Source organism: Pseudomonas monteilii, from assembly GCA_001534745.1.
GTDB lineage: Bacteria > Pseudomonadota > Gammaproteobacteria > Pseudomonadales > Pseudomonadaceae > Aquipseudomonas > Aquipseudomonas alabamensis.
Genome location: CP013997.1, coordinates 3,749,358 through 3,771,912, shown reverse-complemented (window position 1 = coordinate 3,771,912; position 22,555 = coordinate 3,749,358). Strand labels below are relative to the sequence as shown.

Annotated in this window: 22 protein-coding genes and 1 tRNA gene; 10 read left to right on the top strand and 13 right to left on the bottom strand. The window is 65.3% G+C overall.

Annotated elements, in window-relative coordinates:
- Positions 1-736 precede the first annotated feature (736 nt).
- From APT63_16065 to APT63_16050, 4 genes are all read right to left on the bottom strand, one after another.
- Positions 737-810: transfer RNA gene (locus tag APT63_16065), tRNA-Gly, on the bottom strand.
- Between the two features lie 133 nt (positions 811-943).
- Positions 944-1,636, bottom strand: coding sequence for a 16S rRNA pseudouridine(516) synthase (locus APT63_16060; GenBank protein AMA47011.1), 693 nt, complete (start codon positions 1,634-1,636; stop codon positions 944-946).
- A 28-nt stretch (positions 1,637-1,664) separates the two neighbouring features.
- Positions 1,665-1,874 carry a helicase gene (locus APT63_16055; protein AMA47010.1) on the bottom strand — a complete coding sequence of 70 codons (210 nt, stop codon included), beginning with the start codon at positions 1,872-1,874 and terminating at the stop codon, positions 1,665-1,667.
- A 7-nt stretch (positions 1,875-1,881) separates the two neighbouring features.
- On the bottom strand, positions 1,882-3,363 hold the full coding sequence (locus APT63_16050) for a diguanylate cyclase (GenBank protein ID AMA47009.1): 1,482 nt from the start codon (positions 3,361-3,363) through the stop codon (positions 1,882-1,884).
- A gap of 210 nt (positions 3,364-3,573) precedes the next feature.
- Between APT63_16050 and APT63_16045 the strand changes: the two genes are divergently transcribed.
- Positions 3,574-4,002 (top strand): hypothetical protein, encoded by a 429-nt coding sequence (locus APT63_16045; GenBank protein ID AMA47008.1) that lies wholly within the window; start codon positions 3,574-3,576, stop codon positions 4,000-4,002.
- On the opposite strand, the gene APT63_16040 is transcribed toward APT63_16045, so the two are convergent.
- Positions 4,003-5,109, bottom strand: a complete 1,107-nt coding sequence (locus APT63_16040; protein AMA47007.1) for an enoyl-CoA hydratase — start codon at positions 5,107-5,109, stop codon at positions 4,003-4,005.
- Positions 5,110-5,236: 127 nt separating this feature from the next.
- On the opposite strand from APT63_16040, the gene APT63_16035 reads away from it, so the two are divergent.
- On the top strand, positions 5,237-5,935 hold the full coding sequence (locus tag APT63_16035; GenBank protein ID AMA47006.1) for a uracil-DNA glycosylase: 699 nt from the start codon (positions 5,237-5,239) through the stop codon (positions 5,933-5,935).
- A 312-nt stretch (positions 5,936-6,247) separates the two neighbouring features.
- Here the strand turns inward: APT63_16035 and APT63_16030 are convergent, their stop codons facing one another.
- The 5 genes from APT63_16030 to APT63_16010 all read right to left on the bottom strand — a co-directional run bounded on the left by APT63_16030 (position 6,248) and on the right by APT63_16010 (position 11,648).
- A complete protein-coding gene (locus tag APT63_16030) occupies positions 6,248-7,282 on the bottom strand; it encodes a hypothetical protein (protein ID AMA47920.1) in 1,035 nt (344 codons plus the stop codon).
- On the bottom strand, positions 7,275-8,789 hold the full coding sequence (locus tag APT63_16025; protein AMA47005.1) for a tripartite tricarboxylate transporter TctA: 1,515 nt from the start codon (positions 8,787-8,789) through the stop codon (positions 7,275-7,277). The genes APT63_16030 and APT63_16025 overlap by 8 nt, the downstream gene beginning before the upstream one ends.
- A gap of 3 nt (positions 8,790-8,792) precedes the next feature.
- On the bottom strand, positions 8,793-9,251 hold the full coding sequence (locus APT63_16020; protein AMA47004.1) for a hypothetical protein: 459 nt from the start codon (positions 9,249-9,251) through the stop codon (positions 8,793-8,795).
- Between the two features lie 94 nt (positions 9,252-9,345).
- Entirely contained in the window at positions 9,346-10,326 is a 981-nt protein-coding gene (locus APT63_16015) for a tricarboxylic transporter (GenBank protein ID AMA47003.1), read from the bottom strand.
- A 32-nt stretch (positions 10,327-10,358) separates the two neighbouring features.
- Entirely contained in the window at positions 10,359-11,648 is a 1,290-nt protein-coding gene (locus tag APT63_16010; GenBank protein AMA47002.1) for a porin, read from the bottom strand.
- A 199-nt stretch (positions 11,649-11,847) separates the two neighbouring features.
- On the opposite strand from APT63_16010, the gene APT63_16005 reads away from it, so the two are divergent.
- A complete protein-coding gene (locus APT63_16005) occupies positions 11,848-12,519 on the top strand; it encodes a two-component system response regulator (protein AMA47001.1) in 672 nt (223 codons plus the stop codon).
- Complete coding sequence (locus APT63_16000) at positions 12,512-13,891, top strand: histidine kinase (GenBank protein ID AMA47000.1); 1,380 nt, start codon at positions 12,512-12,514, stop codon at positions 13,889-13,891. Before APT63_16005 ends, APT63_16000 begins: the two co-directional genes overlap by 8 nt.
- 3 nt (positions 13,892-13,894) lie before the next feature.
- On the opposite strand, the gene APT63_15995 is transcribed toward APT63_16000, so the two are convergent.
- Positions 13,895-14,701 (bottom strand): histidine kinase, encoded by an 807-nt coding sequence (locus APT63_15995; protein AMA46999.1) that lies wholly within the window; start codon positions 14,699-14,701, stop codon positions 13,895-13,897.
- A 52-nt stretch (positions 14,702-14,753) separates the two neighbouring features.
- On the bottom strand, positions 14,754-15,698 hold the full coding sequence (locus APT63_15990) for an aminomethyltransferase (GenBank protein ID AMA46998.1): 945 nt from the start codon (positions 15,696-15,698) through the stop codon (positions 14,754-14,756).
- 168 nt (positions 15,699-15,866) lie between these two features.
- Between APT63_15990 and APT63_15985 the strand changes: the two genes are divergently transcribed.
- On the top strand, positions 15,867-16,121 hold the full coding sequence (locus tag APT63_15985; GenBank protein AMA46997.1) for a hypothetical protein: 255 nt from the start codon (positions 15,867-15,869) through the stop codon (positions 16,119-16,121).
- Positions 16,105-16,557, top strand: a complete 453-nt coding sequence (locus tag APT63_15980; protein ID AMA46996.1) for a hypothetical protein — start codon at positions 16,105-16,107, stop codon at positions 16,555-16,557. The genes APT63_15985 and APT63_15980 overlap by 17 nt, the downstream gene beginning before the upstream one ends.
- Here APT63_15980 and APT63_15975 read toward each other — a convergent pair.
- Entirely contained in the window at positions 16,526-18,142 is a 1,617-nt protein-coding gene (locus APT63_15975; protein ID AMA46995.1) for an L-aspartate oxidase, read from the bottom strand. The genes APT63_15980 and APT63_15975 overlap by 32 nt on opposite strands.
- Before the next feature lie 428 nt (positions 18,143-18,570).
- Between APT63_15975 and APT63_15970 the strand changes: the two genes are divergently transcribed.
- The 4 genes from APT63_15970 (at position 18,571) to APT63_15955 (ending at position 22,337) form a co-directional block, all read left to right on the top strand.
- Positions 18,571-19,152 (top strand): RNA polymerase sigma factor RpoE, encoded by a 582-nt coding sequence (locus tag APT63_15970; protein ID AMA46994.1) that lies wholly within the window; start codon positions 18,571-18,573, stop codon positions 19,150-19,152.
- Between the two features lie 31 nt (positions 19,153-19,183).
- Positions 19,184-19,774 carry an RNA polymerase subunit sigma gene (locus APT63_15965; protein AMA46993.1) on the top strand — a complete coding sequence of 197 codons (591 nt, stop codon included), beginning with the start codon at positions 19,184-19,186 and terminating at the stop codon, positions 19,772-19,774.
- Between the two features lie 12 nt (positions 19,775-19,786).
- Positions 19,787-20,749 carry an RNA polymerase subunit sigma gene (locus APT63_15960; protein AMA46992.1) on the top strand — a complete coding sequence of 321 codons (963 nt, stop codon included), beginning with the start codon at positions 19,787-19,789 and terminating at the stop codon, positions 20,747-20,749.
- Positions 20,750-20,903: 154 nt separating this feature from the next.
- The gene (locus APT63_15955) at positions 20,904-22,337 is read left to right on the top strand and encodes a serine peptidase (GenBank protein ID AMA46991.1); all 1,434 of its coding nucleotides are present in this window, start codon (positions 20,904-20,906) and stop codon (positions 22,335-22,337) included.
- Positions 22,338-22,555: the final 218 nt, after the last annotated feature.

Sequence of the window (22,555 nt, the reverse complement as noted above, 5' to 3'; positions counted from 1 at the left end):
TCTGTGGGAGCGGGCTTGCTCTCGATGCAGGCAGTGGCGGACCAGACGCTATCGCGGGCAAGCCCGCTCCCACAAGCTGCTTGCGCAGCCATGCATACACCGACAGGCTACAGAGATCTGAGTGGGAGCTGGCTTGTCAGCGATAGGGGCCTACAAGGCGCCGTCTGCGTCGCAGGTAAGCCATACATCAGCCAATGCGGTCGGGCATGTACCGAATAGAAAATGACAGCTGCTCCCACAGGCTGCTTGCGCAGCCATGCATACACCAACAGGCTATAGAGATCTGAGTGGGAGCTGGCTTGCCAGCGATAGGGGCCTACAAGGCGCCGTCTACGTCGCAGGTAAGCCATACATCAGCCGATGCGGTCGGGCATGTATCGAGTAGAAAAAGACAGCTGCTCCCACAGGCTGCTTGCGCAGCCATGCATACACCGACAGGCTACAGAGATCTGAGTGGGAGCTGGCTTGCCAGCGATAGGGGCCTATAAAGCGCCGTCTGCGTCGCAGTAAGCCATACATCAGCCAATGCGGTTGGGCATATACCGAATAGAAAATGACAGCTGCTCCCGCAGGCGCGTGACAGCTGATTTCGCTGGAGCATGGCTAGGGGTCAGTAGAAGTTGAAGCCTTGGCTTGGACTTCGATGAACGTCGTGGAGTCGAGCTGGGAAAGCCATTTGTCTTTAACGGCTTGGAATGCTCGATAGAGGTGTTCGACGTTTCTGGAGAAGAAGAGATGGAGCGGGTAGAGGGAATCGAACCCTCAACTAAAGCTTGGGAAGCTTTCGTTTTGCCACTAAACTATACCCGCCTGTCGAGCGATCCGCCGCGTCCTGCCTTATGCCGCCTGGTTATGACCAGCACTCGCTTCGGAGCTGAACGTTTTACCAGAACCTCGGCCCGATGAGAAGCCTGAGGCTCAAAAAAACTCATGGCCACTGCGTTCAGACCAGGGCGATCTCCGCGGCGGTCAAGGCGCGATACTCCCCCGGCGCCAGCCCCTCATCCAGCACGATGCCCCCCATGCGCTCCCGGTGCAGCCCCACCACCTTGTTGTCGAAGTACCCGAACATCCGTTTCACCTGGTGATAACGCCCCTCGACGATGCTCAGCCGGGCCAGGCGCGGGCCCAGCACGGTCAGTTCGGCGGGGAGGGTGGTGAGGTCTTCGAAGGCGAAGTAGAAGCCTTGCCGAAACTGCTCGACATAATGCGCAGCGATCTCCTCTTGCGTCTCGACCAAGTACACCTTCGGCTGCTTGGTGGCAGGTTGCGTCAGGCGGCGCGACCACTGCCCGTCGTTGGTCAGGATCATCAGGCCGGTGGTGTTGTAGTCGAGCCGGCCGGCGATGTGCAGGCCCTGGCCCACGGCGGCCGGCAGCAGATCGATCACCGTGCGGTGGTCCGGGTCGGTGGTGGCGCTGACGCAGCCTGCCGGCTTGTGCAGCATCCAGTAGTGGGCAGGCTCGCCGGCCTGCATCACCTGCCCGTCGACGTCGATGTGGTCGAAGACGCTGACGTCATGGCGTGGATCATCGACCGTGTGGCCGTTGACGCGCACACGACGCTGGGCCAGTGACAGGCGCACCTGCTGGCGATTGAAGCACGGCAGGTTGCCGAGAAAACGATCCAGACGCATGGTCGATCCGAGGGTTGAGGGAAGGCCGTCAGGGCGCGGGGTCGGCTGCCGGGTTCAGGCCCTGGGCACAGCGCGGGCACAGGCAGGCACGGTCGCGCAGGTCGGCGGCGATGGCCTGGAGCACGGCCGGGTCGATCTTCACGTCGAAGCACCAGCAAGTCTGCGTGGCGGTGGCCGGGTCGGCCAGGGCACAGTCGTTGAGGCCCCCGCAGGCGGGGCAGCGTCGTGTATCGGTCATGGGGGCGTCAGGCATCGCTGGGTTCGGCACAGACGCGGTTGCGTCCACGCTGCTTGGCCTGGTACAGCGCGTCGTCGGCGCGGCTGATCAGGCTGTGCAGGGTATCGTCGGGCCGCCGGTAACTCAAGCCGATGCTGGTGGTCAGGCGCAGCGGGTGGTCGGTGAAGGCAAACGCCAGATGCTCGGTGCGACGGCGGATCTTCTCGGCCACTTCATGGGCCCGTGCCGGCTCGACGTCACGCAACAGCACGATGAACTCCTCACCGCCCCAGCGGCACAGGATGTCGGTCTGACGCAAGCTGCTGCGCAGGACCAGGGCGAACTCGCGCAGCACTTCGTCGCCGGCCAGGTGGCCGTGGGTGTCGTTGAGCGCCTTGAAGTGGTCCAGGTCGATCAGCAGGGCGACCAGAGGTTCATGCTCACGCTGGGCATCGTCCAGGGCCTGGCCTGCCGTGCGGTCGAAGCTGCGACGGTTCGGCAGGCCGGTGAGGCTGTCCAGGCCGGCCAGCACCTCGGTGTCGTGCTGGTGACGCTTGAGCATGGCATGCAACAGCGACAGCACCACCAGGGTGATCATGGCGCAGATCGCCAGGTTCAGGTACAGCGACTGGCGAATACGGTCCAGGGCGCCGTCCTCACGTTTGTCGACCATCAGGTACCAGTTCAGCTCAGGGATCAGGCGCACGTTCATGAAATGACGCTGATCACTCGCGTCGCGGTACTCATGGCTGCCGTCGCTGAGGATGGGCTGGTCCGTCAGCAGCGCTTTCCACGGTGCCTGCTGGCTCAGCGACTGGCCGGCCCGCAGGCCATGAGGGCCGCCCTCGGAGCCGGTCAGCAGCACGCGTCCTTGCGCATCGGTGAAGAACACCGAGCGCTGGTAGCGTTGCTGGTACTCATCGATCAGCTCGACCACCGCGTCGACGCTCAGGCCGACACCGGCGGCACCGATGAAGCGTTGCTGGTAGTCGAGGACGCGATAGTTGACGAACACCGTGAGCGCATCCTGGTTGGCCATGTCCAGGTCGACGTTGATCTCGTAGGGCGTCTTGGTGTCCTTGAGCCGGTAGTACCAGGCGTCTCGCCAGGCCGTGGGCGCCACCTGCTTCAGCACGCCCTTGGCCTGGTAGTAGCGCTGGCTGCGGTCAGACACGAAAAAGGCCGTGCACGTTGCCTGCTGGCTGACGATCTCTTCCAGATAGCGAGTGACCTGCCGGGGATCCTGCTCGCCGCCCAGGATCCAGTCACGCAGGAAGGTATCGCGCGCCATCATCCCGGCGACCAGGATGGGGTGCACCAGGTCCTTCTGGATCTCGGCGTAGACGCGATCCGAGGTCAGTGGCAGTTCGGTATTCAGCAGGTTATCGCGCAGCGCACTGCGCGAAGCGAAAAAGCTCAGGAAGGACGTCGCCAGGAAGCCACAGGCCAGCAGAAGCAAGAGCGTGAAGATCAACGAGCGTTGCGAGAGCAGAACGGAACGTGACGGCATGATCTTCCTGTGATGTGTGCCTGTGGCGCCATTCTAGAGCGGTCATGGCGAAATGAGTCGAATATGTGAGCGGCGTAAAGCTTTGTTTCAATTCATTACAGCAAGGGCACTGCACGCCTGTTCGTTAGTCTGATTCAGGGTCGATCCCCGTGTGGCGATCGCGTCGGCCAGCGTCGCTGGCCGGAATCCTCAGCGGTCCGGGAGGCCGCCATGTACAGACGACTGCTGCTGATTGCCTGGTTGGGGCTGTTGACCACGGCGTGTACACCCTATGTCGGTTCCTACAGTACCCAGTACTACACCACGGACCGCCCTGTCTATCCGACGTATTATCAAGTCGACCGCTATCAGGTGGTGACGCCGCCTGGGTATTACGCGGTGCCGCCCAGACCGTACCACCGGCATGCCCGCCCACCGCGTTTCGTGCCGTATCCGCCGCCAGGCCTGAACCCCCATTGGCAAGGCGGCGACGTGCAGGATCGGCGCTTCATCGGGCAGCGCCACCGCTACGACTACGGCCGCGACCGTGACCGCCGTGTGTACGATCGCCGTTACCAGGAGCAGCGGCGCGCATTCGACCAGCGTGGCGTGCCAGGCGCGCACCCCCGAGGGTGGGGCCCCCGCGGCTGGCAGCGCTGATCAGATCAGGTCGGCCAGCGGGTGAGGCGTCTGGTGGTCCTCCTGAAAGTGCGCCGCCACGACCGCATCCGGCACACGGGCGATGTCGGGCCAGTGCCAGTGCGGGGTGTTGTCCTTGTCCAGCAGGCGCGCGCGCACCCCCTCGCTGAATTCCGGGTGCCGGCAGCAGTTCAGGCTCAAGGTGTATTCCATGCGCAGCGCCTGGGCCAGCGATTGGTGGCGAGCGCGCCTGAGCTGTTCCCAGACCAGGCGTGCCGTCAGCGGGCAACCGTCGTGCAATCGCTGGCCTGCGGCCGCGAGCAGGGGGTCGGCGTCGTGGCGCAATGCAGACACGGCGTGCCAGGCGGCGACAGGCTCGGCGACATCGAGCAGGGCATCGATCCGTGCCCGGCGTGGCAGCCACTGGGCCTCGGGCAGCGCGTCGACCGCGCACCGCTGCTCGGCCTTGAGCAGGCTGTTGAGCTGCAGGTCGACATGCGCGTCCCAGTCGAGCTGCAGCAGTTCGTCGATCAACGCGTCCTGCTGCGCATCGTTGAGGAAGCGATCGGCCAGGCCCAGGTCCAGGGCATCGCGGGCATTGATCGGCGCGCCCGTCAGCCCGAGGAACAGGCCCAGTCGGCCTGGCAGGCGGCTCAGGTACCAGCTGGCGCCGACATCCGGGTAGAGACCGATGCTGATTTCGGGCATCGCCAGTTGGCTGCTGGGCGTGACGATGCGGATGGAGGCCCCTTGCAGCAGGCCCATGCCACCGCCCAGCACGTGCCCATGGCCCCAGCAGAGCACGGGTTTGGGGTAGGTGTGCAGGCGATGATCGAGCCGGTATTCGGTGGCGAAGAAACGTGCGGCCAGGGGCGGCGCGCTGCCGGGCTGCTCACGGCAGGCCTGGACCAGGCTGCGCACATCGCCCCCCGCGCAGAAGGCCTTGGGGCCGTTGCCGCGCAGCAGCACGCAGACCACCTTCGGATCCTCGGCCCAGGCCCGCAGGTGACCGTCGAGTGTCTCGATCATCTCCAGGTTCAGGGCGTTGAGCGACTTGGGCGCATCGAGCGTCGCAATACCGATGCGTGCGCCGTATGCGCCGGTATGCACTTCACAATGAATGGACATGCTGTTCCCTCTTCAAGACCGCCTCTAGTATGGCTGGTCGGAGCGAACGCGCCTGGCCGTGGTCGGACTGATTGACAAGGCACGATGGCTTTCCTACCGTCGCGCCACCTTGCCAACGGATGAACCTATGACCGACGACGATCGCATCAAGCTCGAACCCAGCTGGAAAGCCGCGCTGCGTGCCGAGTTCGACCAGCCCTACATGCATCAGTTGCGTGAGTTCCTGCGCCACGAGCATGCCGCAGGCAAGCAGATCTATCCACCCGGGCCGCTGATCTTCAACGCGCTCAACTCCACGCCGCTGGACCAGGTCAAGGTGGTCATCCTCGGCCAGGACCCCTACCACGGCCCTGGCCAGGCCCATGGGCTGTGCTTCTCGGTCCAGCCGGGCGTGTCGACGCCACCCTCGCTGGTCAACATCTACAAGGAACTGCATCGCGACCTGAACCTGCCGATACCGAATCACGGTTACCTGCAGCACTGGGCGGACCAGGGCGTGCTGCTGCTCAACACCACCTTGACGGTCGAACGTGCCAATGCCGCATCCCATGCCAAGAAAGGCTGGGAGTTCTTCACCGACCGTGTCATCCAGGTGGTGAGCGAGCAGTGCGAGCACGTGGTGTTCCTGCTGTGGGGCGCCCATGCGCAGAGCAAGCAGAAGCTGATCGACGGCACCAAGCACCTGATCCTCAAGTCGGTGCACCCGTCGCCGCTGTCGGCTTATCGAGGGTTCATCGGGTGTGGGCATTTCAGCCGGACCAACGCCTTCCTCGAGCAGCGGGGCATGACGCCGATCGATTGGTCGTTGCCGGAAACGGTGGGTTAAGAAGGCAGGGCCTGCGCTGCGGGGTCGGCAGGCGGTTTCTCTACAGTCAGGAGGTGCCGCCGCCCATCGCGGGCAAGCCCGCTCCCACAAGCTGCTTGCGCAGCCATGACTACATTGATGGTTGCAGAGGCCTGGGTGGGAGCTGGCTTGCCAGCGATAGGGCCCTGCCAGGCGCCGCACGCGGTCAGGCATATACCGACTAGAAAAGACAGTTGCTCCCACAACAACCCCTGGCCGCGATGCTGCAGGCCATTGGCCCCCTGTGGGAGCGGGCTTGCCCGCGATAGGGTCGTTCAGACGCCGTAGGAGCGCTCAGGCACTCCCACGTCCGGCCCACCGCCGAAACAACGGCTCGGCCAGAAACAGCACGAACAGCAGCCGCATCACCTGCATCGCCGTCACCAGCGGCACCGACAGCTGCAGGGTCTCGGCCGTCAGGCTCATCTCGGCGATCCCGCCTGGCATCATGCCCAGGGTGAGCGAACGAACGTCCAGGTGCGTCAGGTAACTGAGCGCCCAGGCGGCCGCACCGGCGATCGACATGCTCAGCGCCGTGGCCAGCAAGGTGCGCCCGAGAAACGCCGGGGCCCGGCGGAAGAACGCGCGGTTGAAGTGACAGGCCAGCCCGCTGCCGATCAGCCACTGGCCGATCTGGCTGCCGCCGTCGGGCAGGCCGATGCGCAGGTCAGCGGCTAGGCTGATGCTGGCCGCCACCAGCAGGGGGCCGAACAACCACGGATTGGGTTGACGCAGGCGTTGCCAGAGCCACGCCGCCAGCAGGCCGAGCGGTGCGACCAGCGCCAGCCAGCCCCAGCTGACCTGTCCGGCATGGGTCAAGGGAGCGCCATCCCCCAGCAGAAACTTGAACAGCGCCGGCACGCACAGCACCACCGCCAGCACCCGCAGGCTCTGCGCCGCGGCCACCTGGCTGAGCGCCGCGCCATTACGGGCACCGAGGTTGACCATCTCGCCGGAGCCGCCCGGCATGCTGGCGAAGAACGCCGTGGCCGGGTCTTCGCCGCCGCGCCTGAGCAACCAGACGCCGACCACGCTCGAGACCGTGACCAGGAGCGCACCGAACAGGATCAGGGCAAAGTGGCTGGCGACTTGATCGATCACTTCGGGGGTGAAGTGCAGGCCGATGCCGATGCCGATGATCCACTGGCCGCACTTGCGGCCGTTGGGGATTTCCGGCAGCTGCCAGGGGGTCAGGCAGCGCACCAGGATGATCGCCAGCAACGAGCCGACCATCCAGGGCAATGGCCAGCCGAGCTGGCTGGCGAGCAGGCCACCGACCAGACCGACCAGGCCGGTGACCCAATACAGCGGGAGGGTGCGATCAGGCACCGGCCGCTGCCTGACGCTGACGGGCACGGCGACGCCAGATGCGCACCACCGGAAGGGCCAGCATGCACAGGGTCACCACCCATACCGACAGGCTGATCGGGCTCGACCACAGGATGCCCAGTTCGCCGTTGGAGATCGACAGCGCGCGACGCAGGTTCTGCTCCATCAGCCCACCCAGGATGAAGCCGAGCAGGATCGGCGACAGCGGGAAGTCCAGCTTGCGCAGGATGTAGCCCATGATGCCGATGCCGACCATCAGGAACAGGTCGAAGGTGGTGGCATGGACGGCGTACACACCGATCCCGGTGATGATCGCGATCACTGGCACCAAGGCCCAGTTCGGCACGGCGAGGATGCGGGTGAAGATGCGGATCATCGGGATGTTCAGGATCACCAGCATGATGTTGGCGATGAACAGCGAAGCGATCAGGCCCCAGACGATGTCCGGCTGCTGCTCGAACAGCATCGGGCCAGGGGTGATGTTGTACAGCGTCAGGGCGCCGATCATCACGGCAGTGGTCCCCGAACCCGGTACGCCGAGCGTCAGCATCGGCACCAGGGCGCCACAGCACGAGGCACCGATGGCGGTTTCCGGCGCGGCCAGACCACGGGCATCGCCCTTGCCGAACGTGCCGCTCTCACCGGCCATGCGCTTCTCGGTCATGTAGGCCACGGCACTGGCCAGCGTCGCGCCAGCGCCCGGCAGCACGCCCATGACGAAACCGAGCAGGCCGCAGCGGATGTTGACCGCGAACACCGAGGCCGCTTCCTTGACGTTGAACAGCATGCGCCCGGTGGCCTTGACCGCCTGGTGGCCATGGTGGGTCTTCTCCAGCAGCAGCAGGATCTCGCTGATCGAGAACAGGCCCAGTACCAGCACCACGAACTGGATGCCGTCGGCCAGGTGCACGCTGTCACCGGTGAAGCGGTAGACGCCGCTGTTGGCATCGATGCCCACGGCCGACAGGAACAGGCCGATCAAGGCCGCGATGAAGGTCTTCAGCGGCTTGTCGCCGGCCATGCCGCCCAGCGCGACGATGGCGAACACCATCAGCACGAAGTACTCGGCCGGTCCGAAGGCGATCGCCCACTTGGCCAGCAAGGGTGCGAACAGCACCATGCCGCAGGTGGCGATGAACGCACCGATGAACGAGCTCCAAGCCGACAGGGACAGGGCCACGCCAGCCAGGCCTTTGCGGGCCATGGGGTAACCGTCGAGGGTGGTCATCACCGTCGAGGCTTCGCCCGGGATGTTGAGCAGGATCGAGCTGATGCGCCCGCCGTACTCGCAACCCAGGTACACCGCCGCCAGCAGGATCAGCGCCGATTCCGGCGGCAGGCCCAGGGCGAAGGCGATCGGGATGAGCAGGGCGACGCCGTTGATCGGGCCCAGGCCCGGCAGCAGGCCGACCACCGTGCCGATGAGGGTGCCGGACAGGGCAGTGACCAGGTTGTAGGGGGTCAGCGCGACGCCGAAGCCCTGGCCGAGATAACTCAAGGTATCCATGTGTCAGTTCTCCAGAACGTCGAGCAGGCCCAGGGGCAGCGGTACATCCATCACGCGATCGAACAGCCAGTACAGGAACAGGCTCATGCCGACCACCACCACGGCGCTGTACAGCCAGCGACCGCCATAGAGGCGGGCCATGGGCAGGCCGGTGAGGATGGCGCTGAGGATGAAGCCCAGCGGTTCGAAGGTCGCGGCGAAGACGAGCAGCAGACCGACGCAGCAGGCGATCTTGATCAGGGTCTCGCGGTCCAGGGGCGGCTCGTCGTCCTTGTGCACGATCGGTGTCGGACGGATGGCCAGGTACAGCAGGCCCAGGCCCATCAGCCCGAGCATGAGCAGCGGGTAGGCGCGTGGCCCGACCGGCTCGTAGGAAAACGCTGCCTGGTACGGCCAGGCCATCACCGCCAGCGCGGCGCACACAGCCAGCAGCACCAGGGCGAAGAGGCGTTGCAGGATCATGGGGAAATCCTCGAAAAGGATGAGGCTGCACGGCGTGGCGTTCGAGCCCGCGTTCGCACGCGGGCCGAGGCGAGGCCAGGCCGGTCCTGGGCGGTTACTGGATCAGGCCGAATTCCTGGGCCAGCGCCTTGTAGTCGGCGACCTGCTTCTTCACGTAGCCATCGAGCTCTTCGCCGGTCATGGCGAAGGGGAACAGCTCGCGCTGGTCACGCAGCTTGGCGAAGTCTTCCGACGCCAGCAGCTTGTCGAAGGAGGCTTTCCACCAGGCGTAGTCTTCGTCGCTGACCTTCGGCCCGAGGTAGAAGCCACGCACCACCGGCCAGACGATGTCGTAGCCCTGTTCCTTGGCGGTGGGGATGTCCTTCATCTCGGGCTCGTCCAGGCGGTTTTCCGAGAACACGGCCAGGATGCGCATGTTGCCGCTCTGGATGTGCGGCATGGAGTCGGAGATGTCGGTCGAGCCGACCTGGATGTGCCCGCCCAGCAGCGCGGTGGCGATTTCACCGCCCCCTTCGAGCGCCACGTAGCGCAGGTCGCGCGGGTTGATCCCGGCGGCCTTGGCGATCAGCGCGGTCTGCATCCAGTCCTGGCTGCCCACGGTGCCGCCCGAACCGATCACCACCTTGCTCGGGTCTTTCTTCAAGGCCGCGACCAGGTCGTCCAGGGTCTTGTAGGGCGAATCGCTCTTGACCGCGATGGCGCCGTAGCTGGTGCCCACGGCCGCCAGCCACTTCACCGCGTTTTCATCGAAACGGCCGAACTTGCCCTGGGCCAGGTTCAGCAGCGAGCCGCTGGACCAGGCCACCAGGGTGCCGGCGTCGCCCGGACGCTGGGCGACCACCGCGTTGTAGGCCACCGCCCCCACGCCACCGGGCATGTAGGTCACGCGCATGGGCTTGCTGAGGATCTTCTCGTTGACCAGCGCGCTCTGCACCAGCTTGCAGGTCAGGTCGAAACCACCGCCCGGCGAAGCCGGGGCAATGCATTCGGGGCGCTTGGGTTCGGCGGCCAGCGCCTGGCCGGCCAGCAGCAGGCAGCCAGTGGCGAGGACGAGACGGCGTAGGGTTGGGGTCATGGTCGGTCTCCGTGAGCGTTGTTGTTGTCGGATTACCACAGGGCCACGCTGTAACTCACCAGCACGCGCATCTCGTCGGCGTCACGGGCGAAGTTCGAGCGGAAGCTGGCGTTGCGCAGGCGGACGGCGACGTTCTTCAACGGCCCGTTCTGCACCACGTACTTGAGTTCGGTGTCACGTTCCCACTCGCGGCCTTCACCGCCGGCGGCGCGGCTGACGTTGTCACCGCTCAGGTAGCGGGTCATGAAGGTCAGGCCGGGAATGCCGAGCTTGCCCAGGTCATAGTCGTAGCGCAGCTGCCAGGAGCGTTCGTCGGCGTTGGCGAAATCGTTGATCTGCACGAAGTTGACCAGGTAGGGGTCGGCGCCGTCGAGATAAGGGAAGGCGCTGTCGCCGGACAGCTGCTGGTAGGCGCCGCTGAACTTGTGGCCGTTCAGGCCATAGCTGACCAGGCCGTTGAAGGTGGTGTTGTCGATCCGACCGGCGCGGGCCTGACCCTGGTCGTCGCTGGTCGACAGGCGCAGGTCGGCACCCAGGATGCCGGTCCCCAGCGGCTGGTTGATCACCAGGCCGAGGAAATGCTGACGGTAGACCTCGTCCAGCTGGGCGAAGTGGTAGCTGCCACTGATGCGGTCGGTGAACGCATAGTCGAAGCCGGCCAGGTCGAAATGTTCGCCGGCCACGGTCGCCCCGAAGCGGTTGTTCTTGTTGTTGATCGCGATGTCTTCACGGTTGGTGTTGTCGCGGTCCTTGGCTTTTTCCAGACGGCCGCCGATGAGCGTGAATCGCTCCAGGTCCTCGGAACTGACCAGCGCACCCTCGAAGGTCTGCGGCAGGATACGCCCGTCGTTGGGCTGCACGGTGGGCAGGTCGGGGATTAGCGTGCCGACCTTGAGCTCGGTCTTGGAGATGCGCACCTTGCCGGTCAGGCCCAGCTTGGAGTACTCATCCGCGGCGCGCCCGTCGTCATGGGTCGGCAACAGGCCGGTACCGGTGCGGTCCGGGCTGGAATCGAGCTTGATCCCCAGCATGCCGAGCGCGTCCACGCCGAAACCGACCGTGCCTTCGGTGTAGCCGGACTGGACGTTGAGCATGAACCCCTGGGCCCACTCGTCGCGCTTGGACTGCTGACGGCTGGTGCCATCGCGAAAGTCGCGGTTGAAGTACATGTTGCGGGTTTCGAGGGTCGCCTTGCTGTCTTCGAAAAAGGCGGCCTGACTCACGGGCGCGACGCTGGCAAAGGCCAGGGCACAGGTGATGGCGGAGGGACGAGCGGAAAAGGATCGGTGTGGCGCACGCGCCGAGGGCTGCGGTGGCAGCATATCGATGACTCCAGTTCTTGTTCTTATTGGATGCACGATCGAGGTGCAGAGTCGGCATCTTTGCTGTGCCGTGGTGCGATCCTAGGAAATGAACCTTTCACCAAGCTTTCAGTTTGAAAGGATTGTTACAAGGCGCTTCACGACCCCGTTGACAGGGGTACACTCCGCGGCATCCACCGATTGGCAAGGGGAGAAAACAATGCGTGTGCTGCTGGTCGAAGACCACCTGCAACTGGCTGAAAGCGTGGCCCAGGCCCTCAAGAGCACCGGGCTGACGGTCGATGTGCTGCACGACGGCGTCGCCGCGGACCTGGCCCTGGCCAGCGAAGACTATGCGGTGGCGGTACTGGACGTTGGCCTGCCGCGCATGGACGGCTTCGAAGTGCTGGCGCGTCTGCGTGGGCGTGGGCGCAACCTGCCGGTGCTGATGCTCACCGCGCGCAGCGACGTCAAGGACCGGGTCCATGGGCTCAACCTGGGCGCCGACGACTACCTGGCCAAGCCCTTCGAACTGAGCGAACTGGAGGCGCGGGTCAAGGCGCTGCTGCGGCGCAGCGTACTGGGTGGCGAGCGCCAGCAGCGCTGCGGACCGCTGGTCTACGACCTCGATACCCGTCGCTTCAGCCTGGGCGAGGACACCTTGACCTTGACCTCGCGCGAGCAGAGCGTGCTCGAAGCGCTCATTGCCCGGCCGGGCCGGGTGATGAGCAAGGAGCAACTGGCCGCCCAGGTCTTCGGCCTGGACCAGGATGCCAGCCCCGACGCCATCGAGATCTACATCCACCGCCTGCGCAAGAAGCTCGACGGCCAGCCGGTCGCCATCGTCACCTTCCGCGGCCTGGGCTACCTGCTCGAGCACCGCGATGCGTGACACGGGCAGCCTGCGCGGGCGACTGCTGTGGAACCTGGCGTTGCTGCTGGTGGTGCTGATGACCGCCAGCGGCCTGAGCGCCTACTGGAACGGGCGGGAAGCGGCCGATACCGCCTACGACCGCACGCTGCTGGCATCGGCGCGGACCATCGCCGCCGGATTGTCCCAGCGCGACGGCACGCTCAGTGCCGACGTGCCGTACGTGGCGCTGGACACCTTCGCCTACGACAGCGCCGGCCGTATCTATTACCAGGTGCTGGACATCCACCAGCGGCTGATCTCGGGCTACGAGCACCTGCCCGCCCCACCGGCCGGCACGCCACGCACCGACGACTACCCGGCGTTGGCGCGGTTCTACAATGCCAGGTACCTGGGCGAGAACGTGCGCGTGGTCAGCCTGCTCAAGGCCGTGAGCGAGCCGAACATGAACGGCATGGCCGAGATCCGCGTGGCCGAGACCGAAGAGGCACGTGTCAGCATGGCCCGCAGCCTGATGGCCGATACCTTGCTGCGCCTGGGGATGCTGGCGCTGGGGGCGTTGCTGATGGTCTGGTTCGCGGTGAGCGCGGCCTTGCGCCCGCTGGAGCGTCTGCGCACGGCGGTCGAGGAGCGCCAGCCGGACGATCTGCGGGCCTTGCCGGTGGTGCAGGTACAGCGCGAGCTGGAACCGCTGGTGCGCGCGCTGGACCACTTCACCGAGCGGCTGCGTGGCCAGTTCCAGCGCCAGGCGCAGTTCATCGCCGAGGCGGCCCACGAATTGCGCACGCCTCTGGCGGTGTTGAAGGCGCGGGTCGAACTGGGCCTGCGTGCCCAGGATCCAGAGACCTGGCGGCAGACACTGGAATCGGCGGTGCAGGGCACCGATCGCCTGACGCACTTGGCCAACCAGCTGCTCTCGCTGGCACGCGTGGAGAACGGCGCCCGGGCGATCGCCGAGGGCGGTGCCCAGCGCCTGGACCTCAGCCAGCTGACCCGCGAACTGGGCATGGCCATGGCGCCGCTGGCCCATGCGCGCGGCGTCTCCCTGGCCCTGGAAGCGCAGGCCCCGGTCTGGCTGAAGGGTGAACCGACCTTGCTCAACGAGCTGCTCAGCAACCTGGTGGACAATGCCCTGGCCCATACGCCGTCAGGCGGCGACGTGGTGCTTCGAGTGCTGGCGCCTGCGGTGCTCGAGGTCGAGGACGATGGGCCGGGCATTCCGGAGAGCGAGCGCGAACGCGTCTTCGAACGTTTCTACCGGCGTGGCCCCCAGGGTACCGGGCTGGGCCTGGCGATCGTCGGCGAGATCTGCCGCGCCCACCTGGCGCAGATCACCTTGCACGACGGCGAGAACGGAGGGCTGAAGGTGCGCGTCAGCTTCCTCGCCGACTGACCTTCAGCGCAGCAGGCCGCGTGCGTGCAGCAGCTCCGCCGCTTCCAGTCGCGTGCCGGTCGGCAGGCTCAGGTGGCGGTAGGCGGGGAGGGTGTCGAGCGCACGTCCCGGCTCGCCTTGGCTCACGTGCCGGGCCAGTTGCACGATGTCGATGTAGTCGATGCGCGCGGTCTGGCGATCCAGGTCCTGGATCTGTCCGGGCAATCGCACCAGCTGTTCGGGAAACTCCCAGGCGCTGAGGATCTTGTCGCCCAACGCCGGTTGGATCTGCTCGATGACGTGATCCAGGCACACGGGGTCGGACAGCAGTTCGTTGTGCTCCTGGGCGTGGATCAGGATCGGCAGGGCGCCGATCTGATGTACCAGCCCGCCCAGTGCGGCCTGGTCCGGCGTGAGCCGGGTGTAGCGGCGGCACAGCTCGTAGCTGATGCCCGCCACTTCCAGGCTGCTGGTCCAGATCGCCCGCAGCTTCTGTTCCACGGCCGGCTCGCGGGCATGGAAGATCTGTTCGATGACCAGCCCGATCGCCAGGTTGCAGCTGTAGTTGACGCCCAGCCGCGTGATGGCCGTGTGCAGGTCGGTGACCTCCACGGTCGCCCGCAGCAGCGGGCTGTTGACCACCTTGATCAGGCGCGCCGCCAGCGCGGCGTCACGGCCGATGACCTTGCTCAGCGCCGCGACGCTGATCTCGCTGTCTTCGGCAGCTTCCCGGATGCTCAGTGCCACTTCGGGCAAGGTCGGCAGCACCAGGTCGTCATTCTCGATGGCGACCACCAGTTGCGCCTTGACCGTCTCAGCCAATGTATTCATCAAAAGCTACCGCAAAAGAAGGCTGCCCCGCTCGACAGACGGGGCAGGCAGGTCAACGCTGGATTTCCCGGTCGCGATCCAGTTCGTACGGCAGGCTCGCCAGGGTCAGGCGCGGGCCTTCGGGGCTGCCCAGGTGCAACTGCCCGGACTCGATGGCATCGGCCGCCACCACTGCCAGCAGCTCGCAACCGCCTTCACCCGTGGGCGCAGCCAGCACCACCTCGCCGACCGAGGAACCATGCACCGGCGAAAACAGGCCGGTGCCCGGCGCAGGCGCCTGGCCGTCGTCCAGCAGCAGCCGGTACTGGCGGCGCTTGAGCTTGCCCAGGTACTGCATGCGCGCGACGATTTCCTGGCCGGTGTAGCAGCCTTTCTTGAAGCTCACGCCGCCGACGGCCTGCAGGTTGATCATCTGCGGGATGAACAGCTCGCGGGTCTGCTCCATGACCTGGCCCAGGCCGGCACGGACCTGCCCGAGCAACCAGCGATCCAGGGGGGCTTCGGGCAGGGCGTCACGCAGGCGTGCCAGCACGGCGTCATGCTGTTCGGCGGGCACCCACAGCTCGGCCCGCTGCGGCGAGACGTTGATGGCGATCAGGCCATCGTGCGTGCAGAGCCCGCCCGCTTCGTCCGGCAGCACAAGGCCGAGCGCCGCGAGCAGCGATTCGCCCTGCTGCACGCCATAGCGTGACCAGTGGGCACTGGCGTCGCTCAGGGTCGCCTTGGAGAACACCGCGTATTTCTTCAGGTCCGCCAATTGAGGCGCCAGCAGTGCCTGGGTCATGGCCAACAGGAAGCCTGCGTCGTGCGGCACGATGCGAAAGCTCGACTGCATGCGGCCCTTGGGCGTGCAGCGGGCGCCGAGGCTGGAATGCGCGGGGTCGAGATAGGTGAGGTTGCAGGTCAGTTGTCCCTGCAGGAACTTGCCGGCATCGGAGCCTTGGACGGCAAGAATGCCTTCGTGGCTGAGTGGGCAGTAGAACGCGGAGTCGGCCATGGGTCATCGCAGTTGGTAAGTCTGCAGTCATGATAGAGGGCCACGGGCAAAATAGGTAGGTGCGCAGGCCGGCTGGATGGCGAAGGGGCTGACAGGGGCGTGCGACCAATGCCGCGTGTCGCGGGCCGGGCGGGCCTGTATACTGGCCGGCCATTCGAGGAGGGTCCCATGGTCGAACAAACTGAACTCAACCGGCTGTTCTGGCACAGCCGACGTGGCATGCTCGAGCTGGACGTGCTGCTGGTGCCCTTTACCCAGGAGGTCTATGCCACCCTGAGCGAAGACGACCGCGCCCTGTACCGTCGCCTGCTGAGCTGCGAGGACCAGGACATGTTCGGCTGGTTCATGGAGCGCAACGAGTCCGAGGACCCGGAATTGCAGCGCATGGTCCGCATCATCCTGGACCGTGTCCAGCCCAAGTGAATGCTTCGAGTGCCACTGGCACGGCTCACGCCGGCTGCTGGTGGCCTATCTGATCGGCCAGGCCCTGGCCTTGGGTACGCTTCTGATGGCGGCGTTGCCAGGCTGGCTGGTCGCAGGCGCGCTGCTCGCCTGCCTGGGGCATGGGGTCTGGGCCCTGCCGCGGCGTATCCTGCTCAGCCATCCAGACGCGGTCACCGGGCTGCGCCACGACCGTGGCGGCTGGCAGCTGTACACCCGGGCGTCCGGTTGGCAGCCGGTGCGTCTGTGCCGCGACAGCGTGGCCTGGCCGCGCCTGGTGGTGCTGCGCTACGTGCCCCAGGGCGCACGCCTGGGGCGTAGCCAGTGCATTCCCTTAGATGCGATGCCGGCGGACGCGCACCGTCGCCTGCGGGTGCGCCTGGCCTTCAGTCGACGGCGTTGGGCGGCTGCAGAATAGTGTCGAACGCTTCGGGCAGCAGGGCCGGGTAGTCCAGCGTGTAGTGCAACCCTCGGGATTCGCGCCGCGCCATGGCCGACCGGATCATCAGCTCGGCCACCTGCGCCAGGTTGCGCAGCTCGATCAGGTCGCGGCTGACCTTGTAGTTGCTGTAGAACTCGTCGATCTCGTCGAGCAGCAGGCGCACCCGATGCTCGGCGCGCTGCAAGCGCTTGCTGGTGCGCACGATCCCCACGTAGTCCCACATGAACCGCCGCAGTTCGTCCCAGTTGTGCGCGATGATCACGTCCTCGTCCGAATCGGTCACCTGGCTGGCGTCCCAGCAGGGCAGGGCGCGAGGGTGCTCGACCTGGTCCAGGCGCGCCTGGATGTCCAGCGCGGCCGAGCGACCATAGACGAAGCATTCCAGCAGCGAGTTGCTAGCCATGCGGTTGGCGCCGTGCAGGCCGGTGCAACTGGTCTCGCCGATCGCATACAGGTTCGGCACGTCGGTCAGGCCGCGTTCGTCCACCAGCACGCCGCCACAGGTGTAGTGGGCCGCCGGTACCACGGGGATGGGCTGGCGGGTGATGTCGATGCCGAAGGTCAGGCAGCGTTCGTAGACCGTGGGGAAGTGGCTCTTGATGAACGCGGCGGGCTTGTGGGTGATGTCCAGGTACACGCAATCGATGCCTAAGCGCTTCATTTCGTGGTCGATGGCACGGGCGACGATATCGCGGGGTGCGAGTTCTTCACGGGCATCGAAACGCGGCATGAACCGTTCGCCATCGGGCAGACGCAGCAGCGCGCCCTCGCCCCGCAGCGCCTCGGTGATCAGGAAGCTCTTGGCCTGGGGGTGATACAGGCAGGTGGGGTGGAACTGGTTGAATTCCAGGTTCGCCACCCGGCAGCCGGCCCGCCAGGCCATGGCGATGCCGTCGCCGCAGGCACCGTCGGGGTTGCTGGTGTAGAGGTAGACCTTGGCCGCGCCGCCGGTGGCGAGCACGGTGAAGCGTGCGCCGAAGGTGTCGACCTCACCCGTGGCCCGGTCGAGCACGTAGGCACCCAGGCAACGCTCGCCGTCCAGGCCCAGGCGCCGCTCGGTGATCAGGTCGACCGCCACCCGCTGCTCGAGCAGCTCGATATTCGGGCGCAGGCGGGCCTGTTCGAGCAGGGTGGCGAAGATCGCCGCGCCGGTAGCGTCGGCGGCATGAATGATACGGCGGTGACTGTGCCCGCCCTCGCGGGTCAGGTGGAACTGGAAACCGCGCTCGCGACCGTCGGTGTCGGCGTCCCGGGTGAACGGCACCCCTTGCTCGATCAGCCATTCGATGGCTTCGCGGCTGTGCTCCACGGTGAAACGCACGGCGGCCTCGTTGCACAGGCCGCCGCCGGCGTCGAGGGTGTCCTCGACATGCGACTGCACGGTGTCGGCATCGTCCAGCACGGCGGCGACGCCACCCTGGGCCCAGAACGTGGAACCGTTGGCCAGGTCGCCCTTGCTCAGCACCGCGATGCGCAGGTGCGCGGGAAGATTCAGGGCCAGGCTAAGGCCGGCGGCACCACTGCCGATAACCAGAACATCGTGTTGAAGGTGTTGGCTCATGTCAGGGCACTAGTATTCTTTGGGAGGGGCGCGGCACAATAGTCACGCGCAGGTGGCATTGTGAAACCATCGTGAATCCAGACCGGCTGCCTTTATAGCAGCCACACCCGCCCGATTTCCATGGGCGTCGTCAGGAAGGCCGATCTTTCTGGGAACTTTCTGCAAGGGAAGTCCCTCAATAGAAGGCTGCCCACACGTCATGATTGCCGCGGCGACACAAGCGAAGCGTCCAGCCGGGCAGCTTGTGTATCGAAGACCAGACTATCGACGTGGCAGGCCGTGAGCGCGCTGCGTCTTCCATGCGAGCCGTCAGAGGTCGCAGGAAACTTGCTTGAAGGGGGAGAACTTTTGCGCGAAGCCCGAGTCTATGGTTGCAAGCCTGAGCGATGGCCGTTGCAACGCTCCTTCAAGACTACTGAGGAGTGTTCATGCTAACCCAGGAAGAGGATCAGCAGCTTGTCGAGCGCGTACAGCGGGGCGACAGGCGAGCGTTTGATCTGTTGGTGCTGAAGTATCAGCACAAGATTCTCGGGTTGATCGTGCGGTTCGTGCACGATACCCACGAAGCCCAGGACGTGGCTCAGGAAGCCTTTATCAAGGCGTACCGAGCGCTTGGCAACTTCCGCGGCGACAGTGCGTTCTACACGTGGCTGTACCGCATCGCCATCAACACGGCGAAGAACTACCTGGTGTCCCGCGGTCGGCGGCCACCGGACAGCGACGTGAATTCCGAGGATGCGGAATTCTACGACGGCGATCACGGTCTCAAGGATCTTGAGTCCCCTGAGCGTTCGTTGTTGCGGGATGAGATCGAAGGCACCGTCCATCGGACCATCCAGCAATTGCCCGAAGATTTGCGCACGGCCCTGACGTTGCGTGAATTCGACGGTCTGAGTTACGAGGACATTGCCAGCGTCATGCAGTGTCCGGTGGGTACCGTGCGTTCCAGGATTTTCCGCGCTCGGGAGGCCATCGATAAAGCCTTGCAACCCCTGTTGCATGAAACCTGAGACAGCGGCTACAGCCAAGAGAGGAACCGCCATGAGTCGTGAAGCTTTGCAGGAATCGCTGTCCGCGGTGATGGACAACGAAGCGGACGAACTGGAACTGCGTCGTGTGCTCAATGCCACGAACGACGCCGAAGCACGTGCCACGTGGGCACGCTACCAGGTCGTACGTGCAGCGATGCACAAAGAACTGCTGCTGCCAAAGCTGGACATCGCCTCGGCGGTCTCCGCAGCCTTGGCTGAAGAGGAGGCGCCTGCGCCTGTCAAGCGTGGTGCATGGCGTGGTCTGGGCCGTCTGGCCGTCGCCGCGTCGGTGACCTTCGCCGTCCTGGCCGGTGTACGTCTGTACAACCAGGATGACATCGCGGGCAACCAGCTGGCTGCGCAGCAACCTGTCCAGCAGGGCGTGGTCGCTCCGCAGGCCCAGGGTCCGGCCGTGCTGGCGGGCTACACCGAGGGTGCCGACCAGACCGCAGCGCCGGTCACCAATGGCGTCATGCAGAATCCAGGCAACTGGGACAAGCGCCTGCCAGGCTACATGCGTCAGCATGCTCAGGACTCTGCCCTGAAAGGCAATGACGGCGCACTGCCTTATGCCCGTGCCGCCAGCATGGAAAACCACTGATCAAGGACGTTCATGCGCGCGCTACCACTGTTGCCGTTGGTCTTCAGCGGCTTGATGGCGGCGCCTGCACTGGCAGCCAGTTCTTCGCCGGAGGCGAATGACTGGCTGAACAGGCTGGCCCACGCCGAGCAAGGACAGAGTTACCAAGGTTCCTTCGTTTACGAGCGCAACGGCAGCTTCTCTTCCCACGACATCTGGCGTCGGGTCCAGGCGGGGAAGGTCAGCGAACGTCTGTCGCAGCTCGACGACGCCCCCCAGGAAATCGTCCGTGTCAACGGCAAGGTCCAATGCGTCAGTGGCGCGCTGGGCAACGATGCCCTGACGCCGGCCAGTCAGGCCAAGCACACCCTCGATCCCCTCAAGCTGATGAGCTGGTACGACCTCACGGTCACCGGACGCTCGCGCGTGGCCGGTCGTGACGCTGTTGTGATCAGTCTGGCGCCCCGCGATAACCACCGTTACGGCTTCGAGTACCACCTGGATCGCAAGACCGGGTTGCTGCTGCGTTCGCTGATGACCAATGACAAGGGGCAGTTGCTGGAACGCTTCCAGATGACCCGCCTGGACACGACACCGCCGACCGACGCCCAGTTGCGTCCAGGCGCAGACTGTCGCGCCGTCAAGCCTGTCCCGGCGGCGGGCGTCGATGAAGCCCCTGCCTGGCGTGCCGACTGGTTGCCGCCTGGGTTCGAATTGACCGACAGCAGCGTACGGCGTGACCCTCAGCGCAACAGCCAGGTCGAAAGCCTGCTGTACGACGATGGCCTGGCGCGCTTCTCCGTGTTCCTCGAGAAGGTCGACGATACGCAGGTCAAGGACATGCGCCTGGCCGTAGGGCCGACCGTGGCCGTTTCCAGGCAGCTGAACACGGCCGAAGGCGCGTTCATGATCACGGTGGTTGGCGAGGTGCCGCTGGGCACGGCCGAGCGCGTGGCACTGTCCATGCGGCCCCAGGCACGCGCCGAGCGCCCGTGAGCCGGGGCCTTCGGGTCACGGCTTGAAACGAAATTAACGTTTTGTCATTTGCAAAAAGCGCGCGGATTTTTTATAGGTCAGGCTCCTCGACGCCTGACCTCTCCTGCGTTGCAGAGGCCTCATTGCCAACTACGCTCGTTTTGACGGGAGCCGTATGTCACTACCTCGTTTCAAATCCTACCTCTCGATGTTCGCCGCCGTGTTCATGCTCGGCCAACTGGCGGTCGCCCAGGCGCAGGAAGCCTTGCCTGACTTCACCACCCTGGTCGAGCAAGCCTCGCCTGCCGTGGTGAACATCAGTACCAAGCAGAAGCTGCCTGCCCGGCGCATCGCCCAAGGGCAGATGCCTGACCTCGAAGGCCTGCCACCGATGTTCCGCGAATTCTTCGAGCGCGGCCTGCCGCAGCAGCCACGTTCGCCGCGCGGTGATCGCCAGCGCGAGGCCCAGTCGCTGGGCTCGGGCTTCATCATTTCCAGCGATGGCTATGTGCTGACCAACAACCACGTGATCGCCGATGCCGACGAAATCATCGTACGCCTGTCCGACCGCAGCGAGCTGCAGGCCAAGCTGGTCGGCACCGATCCGCGTACCGACGTGGCGTTGCTGAAGGTGGACGGCAAGAACCTGCCGACCGTCAAGCTGGGCGATTCCGAGAAGCTCAAGGTGGGTGAGTGGGTACTGGCCATCGGCTCGCCGTTCGGCTTCGATCACTCGGTGACCAAGGGGATCGTCAGCGCCAAGGGTCGTACCCTGCCCAACGATACCTACGTGCCGTTCATCCAGACCGACGTGGCCATCAACCCGGGCAACTCCGGTGGCCCGCTGTTCAACATGAACGGTGAAGTGGTCGGCATCAACTCGCAGATCTTCACCCGCTCGGGCGGTTTCATGGGCCTGTCCTTCGCCATCCCGATCGACGTCGCGCTGGACGTGTCCAACCAGCTCAAGAAAGACGGCAAGGTCAGCCGCGGCTGGCTGGGCGTGGTCATCCAGGAGGTCAACAAGGACCTGGCCGAATCCTTCGGTCTCGAGCGTCCGGCAGGCGCCCTGGTCGCCCAGGTGCTCGAAGACGGCCCGGCAGCCAAGAGCGGCCTGCAGGTCGGCGACGTGATCCTCAGCATGAACGGCCAGCCGATCGTCATGTCCGCCGACCTGCCGCACCTGGTCGGCAGCCTGAAGGACGGCGCCGTCGCCAAGCTGGAAATCATCCGCAACGGCAAGCGCCAGAACCTCGACGTGACCGTCGGCGCGCTGCCCGAAGACGATGCCGACATCGGCACCGGTGGTCAGGCGGGCGCCGAGCGCAGCAGCAATCGCCTGGGCGTGTCCGTGGCCGAATTGAGCGCCGAACAGAAGAAGTCGCTGGAGCTCAAGGGCGGCGTGGTCATCAAGGACGTGCAGGACGGCCCGGCTGCCCTGATCGGTCTGCGTCCAGGTGACGTCATCAGCCACCTGAACAACCAGGCGATCACCTCGGCCAAGCAGTTCACCGAGATCGCCAAGGACCTGCCGAAGAACCGCTCCGTGTCGATGCGGGTGCTGCGTCAGGGTCGCGCCAGCTTCATCACCTTCAAGCTGGCGGAGTAAGAGCAGCGGCAAGGTGTGAGCTGCAAGCAGCAAGTAAAAGCAGGGCCAGTGTGGGGATTCGTTCCGTGCACTGGCCTTGTGTTTAAGGGGGGCGGAGCTTTCCAGGGGACAGTCATGACAATGCCTGCATCTTTGCGGGTCTTCCCAGCTCCACCGTTCAGCTTGCAGCTTGCAGCTTGCAGCTCACAGCTTGCCGCTTACCCCTTGCCACTCACCCA

What these genes read in the sequence shown, in the direction of transcription:
- APT63_15960 (AMA46992.1), top strand. Translation starts at nt 19,787, where the DNA reads ATGCGCGCGCTACCACTGTTGCCGTTGGTCTTCAGCGGCTTGATGGCG.
- APT63_16015 (AMA47003.1), bottom strand. Translation starts at nt 10,326, where the DNA reads ATGACCCCAACCCTACGCCGTCTCGTCCTCGCCACTGGCTGCCTGCTG.
- APT63_15995 (AMA46999.1), bottom strand. Translation starts at nt 14,701, where the DNA reads ATGAATACATTGGCTGAGACGGTCAAGGCGCAACTGGTGGTCGCCATC.
- APT63_16010 (AMA47002.1), bottom strand. Translation starts at nt 11,648, where the DNA reads ATGCTGCCACCGCAGCCCTCGGCGCGTGCGCCACACCGATCCTTTTCC.
- APT63_16055 (AMA47010.1), bottom strand. Translation starts at nt 1,874, where the DNA reads ATGACCGATACACGACGCTGCCCCGCCTGCGGGGGCCTCAACGACTGT.
- APT63_15955 (AMA46991.1), top strand. Translation starts at nt 20,904, where the DNA reads ATGTCACTACCTCGTTTCAAATCCTACCTCTCGATGTTCGCCGCCGTG.
- APT63_16005 (AMA47001.1), top strand. Translation starts at nt 11,848, where the DNA reads ATGCGTGTGCTGCTGGTCGAAGACCACCTGCAACTGGCTGAAAGCGTG.
- APT63_16000 (AMA47000.1), top strand. Translation starts at nt 12,512, where the DNA reads ATGCGTGACACGGGCAGCCTGCGCGGGCGACTGCTGTGGAACCTGGCG.
- APT63_16060 (AMA47011.1), bottom strand. Translation starts at nt 1,636, where the DNA reads ATGCGTCTGGATCGTTTTCTCGGCAACCTGCCGTGCTTCAATCGCCAG.
- APT63_15965 (AMA46993.1), top strand. Translation starts at nt 19,184, where the DNA reads ATGAGTCGTGAAGCTTTGCAGGAATCGCTGTCCGCGGTGATGGACAAC.
- APT63_16035 (AMA47006.1), top strand. Translation starts at nt 5,237, where the DNA reads ATGACCGACGACGATCGCATCAAGCTCGAACCCAGCTGGAAAGCCGCG.
- APT63_15985 (AMA46997.1), top strand. Translation starts at nt 15,867, where the DNA reads ATGGTCGAACAAACTGAACTCAACCGGCTGTTCTGGCACAGCCGACGT.
- APT63_15990 (AMA46998.1), bottom strand. Translation starts at nt 15,698, where the DNA reads ATGGCCGACTCCGCGTTCTACTGCCCACTCAGCCACGAAGGCATTCTT.
- APT63_15970 (AMA46994.1), top strand. Translation starts at nt 18,571, where the DNA reads ATGCTAACCCAGGAAGAGGATCAGCAGCTTGTCGAGCGCGTACAGCGG.
- APT63_16050 (AMA47009.1), bottom strand. Translation starts at nt 3,363, where the DNA reads ATGCCGTCACGTTCCGTTCTGCTCTCGCAACGCTCGTTGATCTTCACG.
- APT63_16025 (AMA47005.1), bottom strand. Translation starts at nt 8,789, where the DNA reads ATGGATACCTTGAGTTATCTCGGCCAGGGCTTCGGCGTCGCGCTGACC.
- APT63_16020 (AMA47004.1), bottom strand. Translation starts at nt 9,251, where the DNA reads ATGATCCTGCAACGCCTCTTCGCCCTGGTGCTGCTGGCTGTGTGCGCC.
- APT63_15975 (AMA46995.1), bottom strand. Translation starts at nt 18,142, where the DNA reads ATGAGCCAACACCTTCAACACGATGTTCTGGTTATCGGCAGTGGTGCC.
- APT63_16045 (AMA47008.1), top strand. Translation starts at nt 3,574, where the DNA reads ATGTACAGACGACTGCTGCTGATTGCCTGGTTGGGGCTGTTGACCACG.
- APT63_16040 (AMA47007.1), bottom strand. Translation starts at nt 5,109, where the DNA reads ATGTCCATTCATTGTGAAGTGCATACCGGCGCATACGGCGCACGCATC.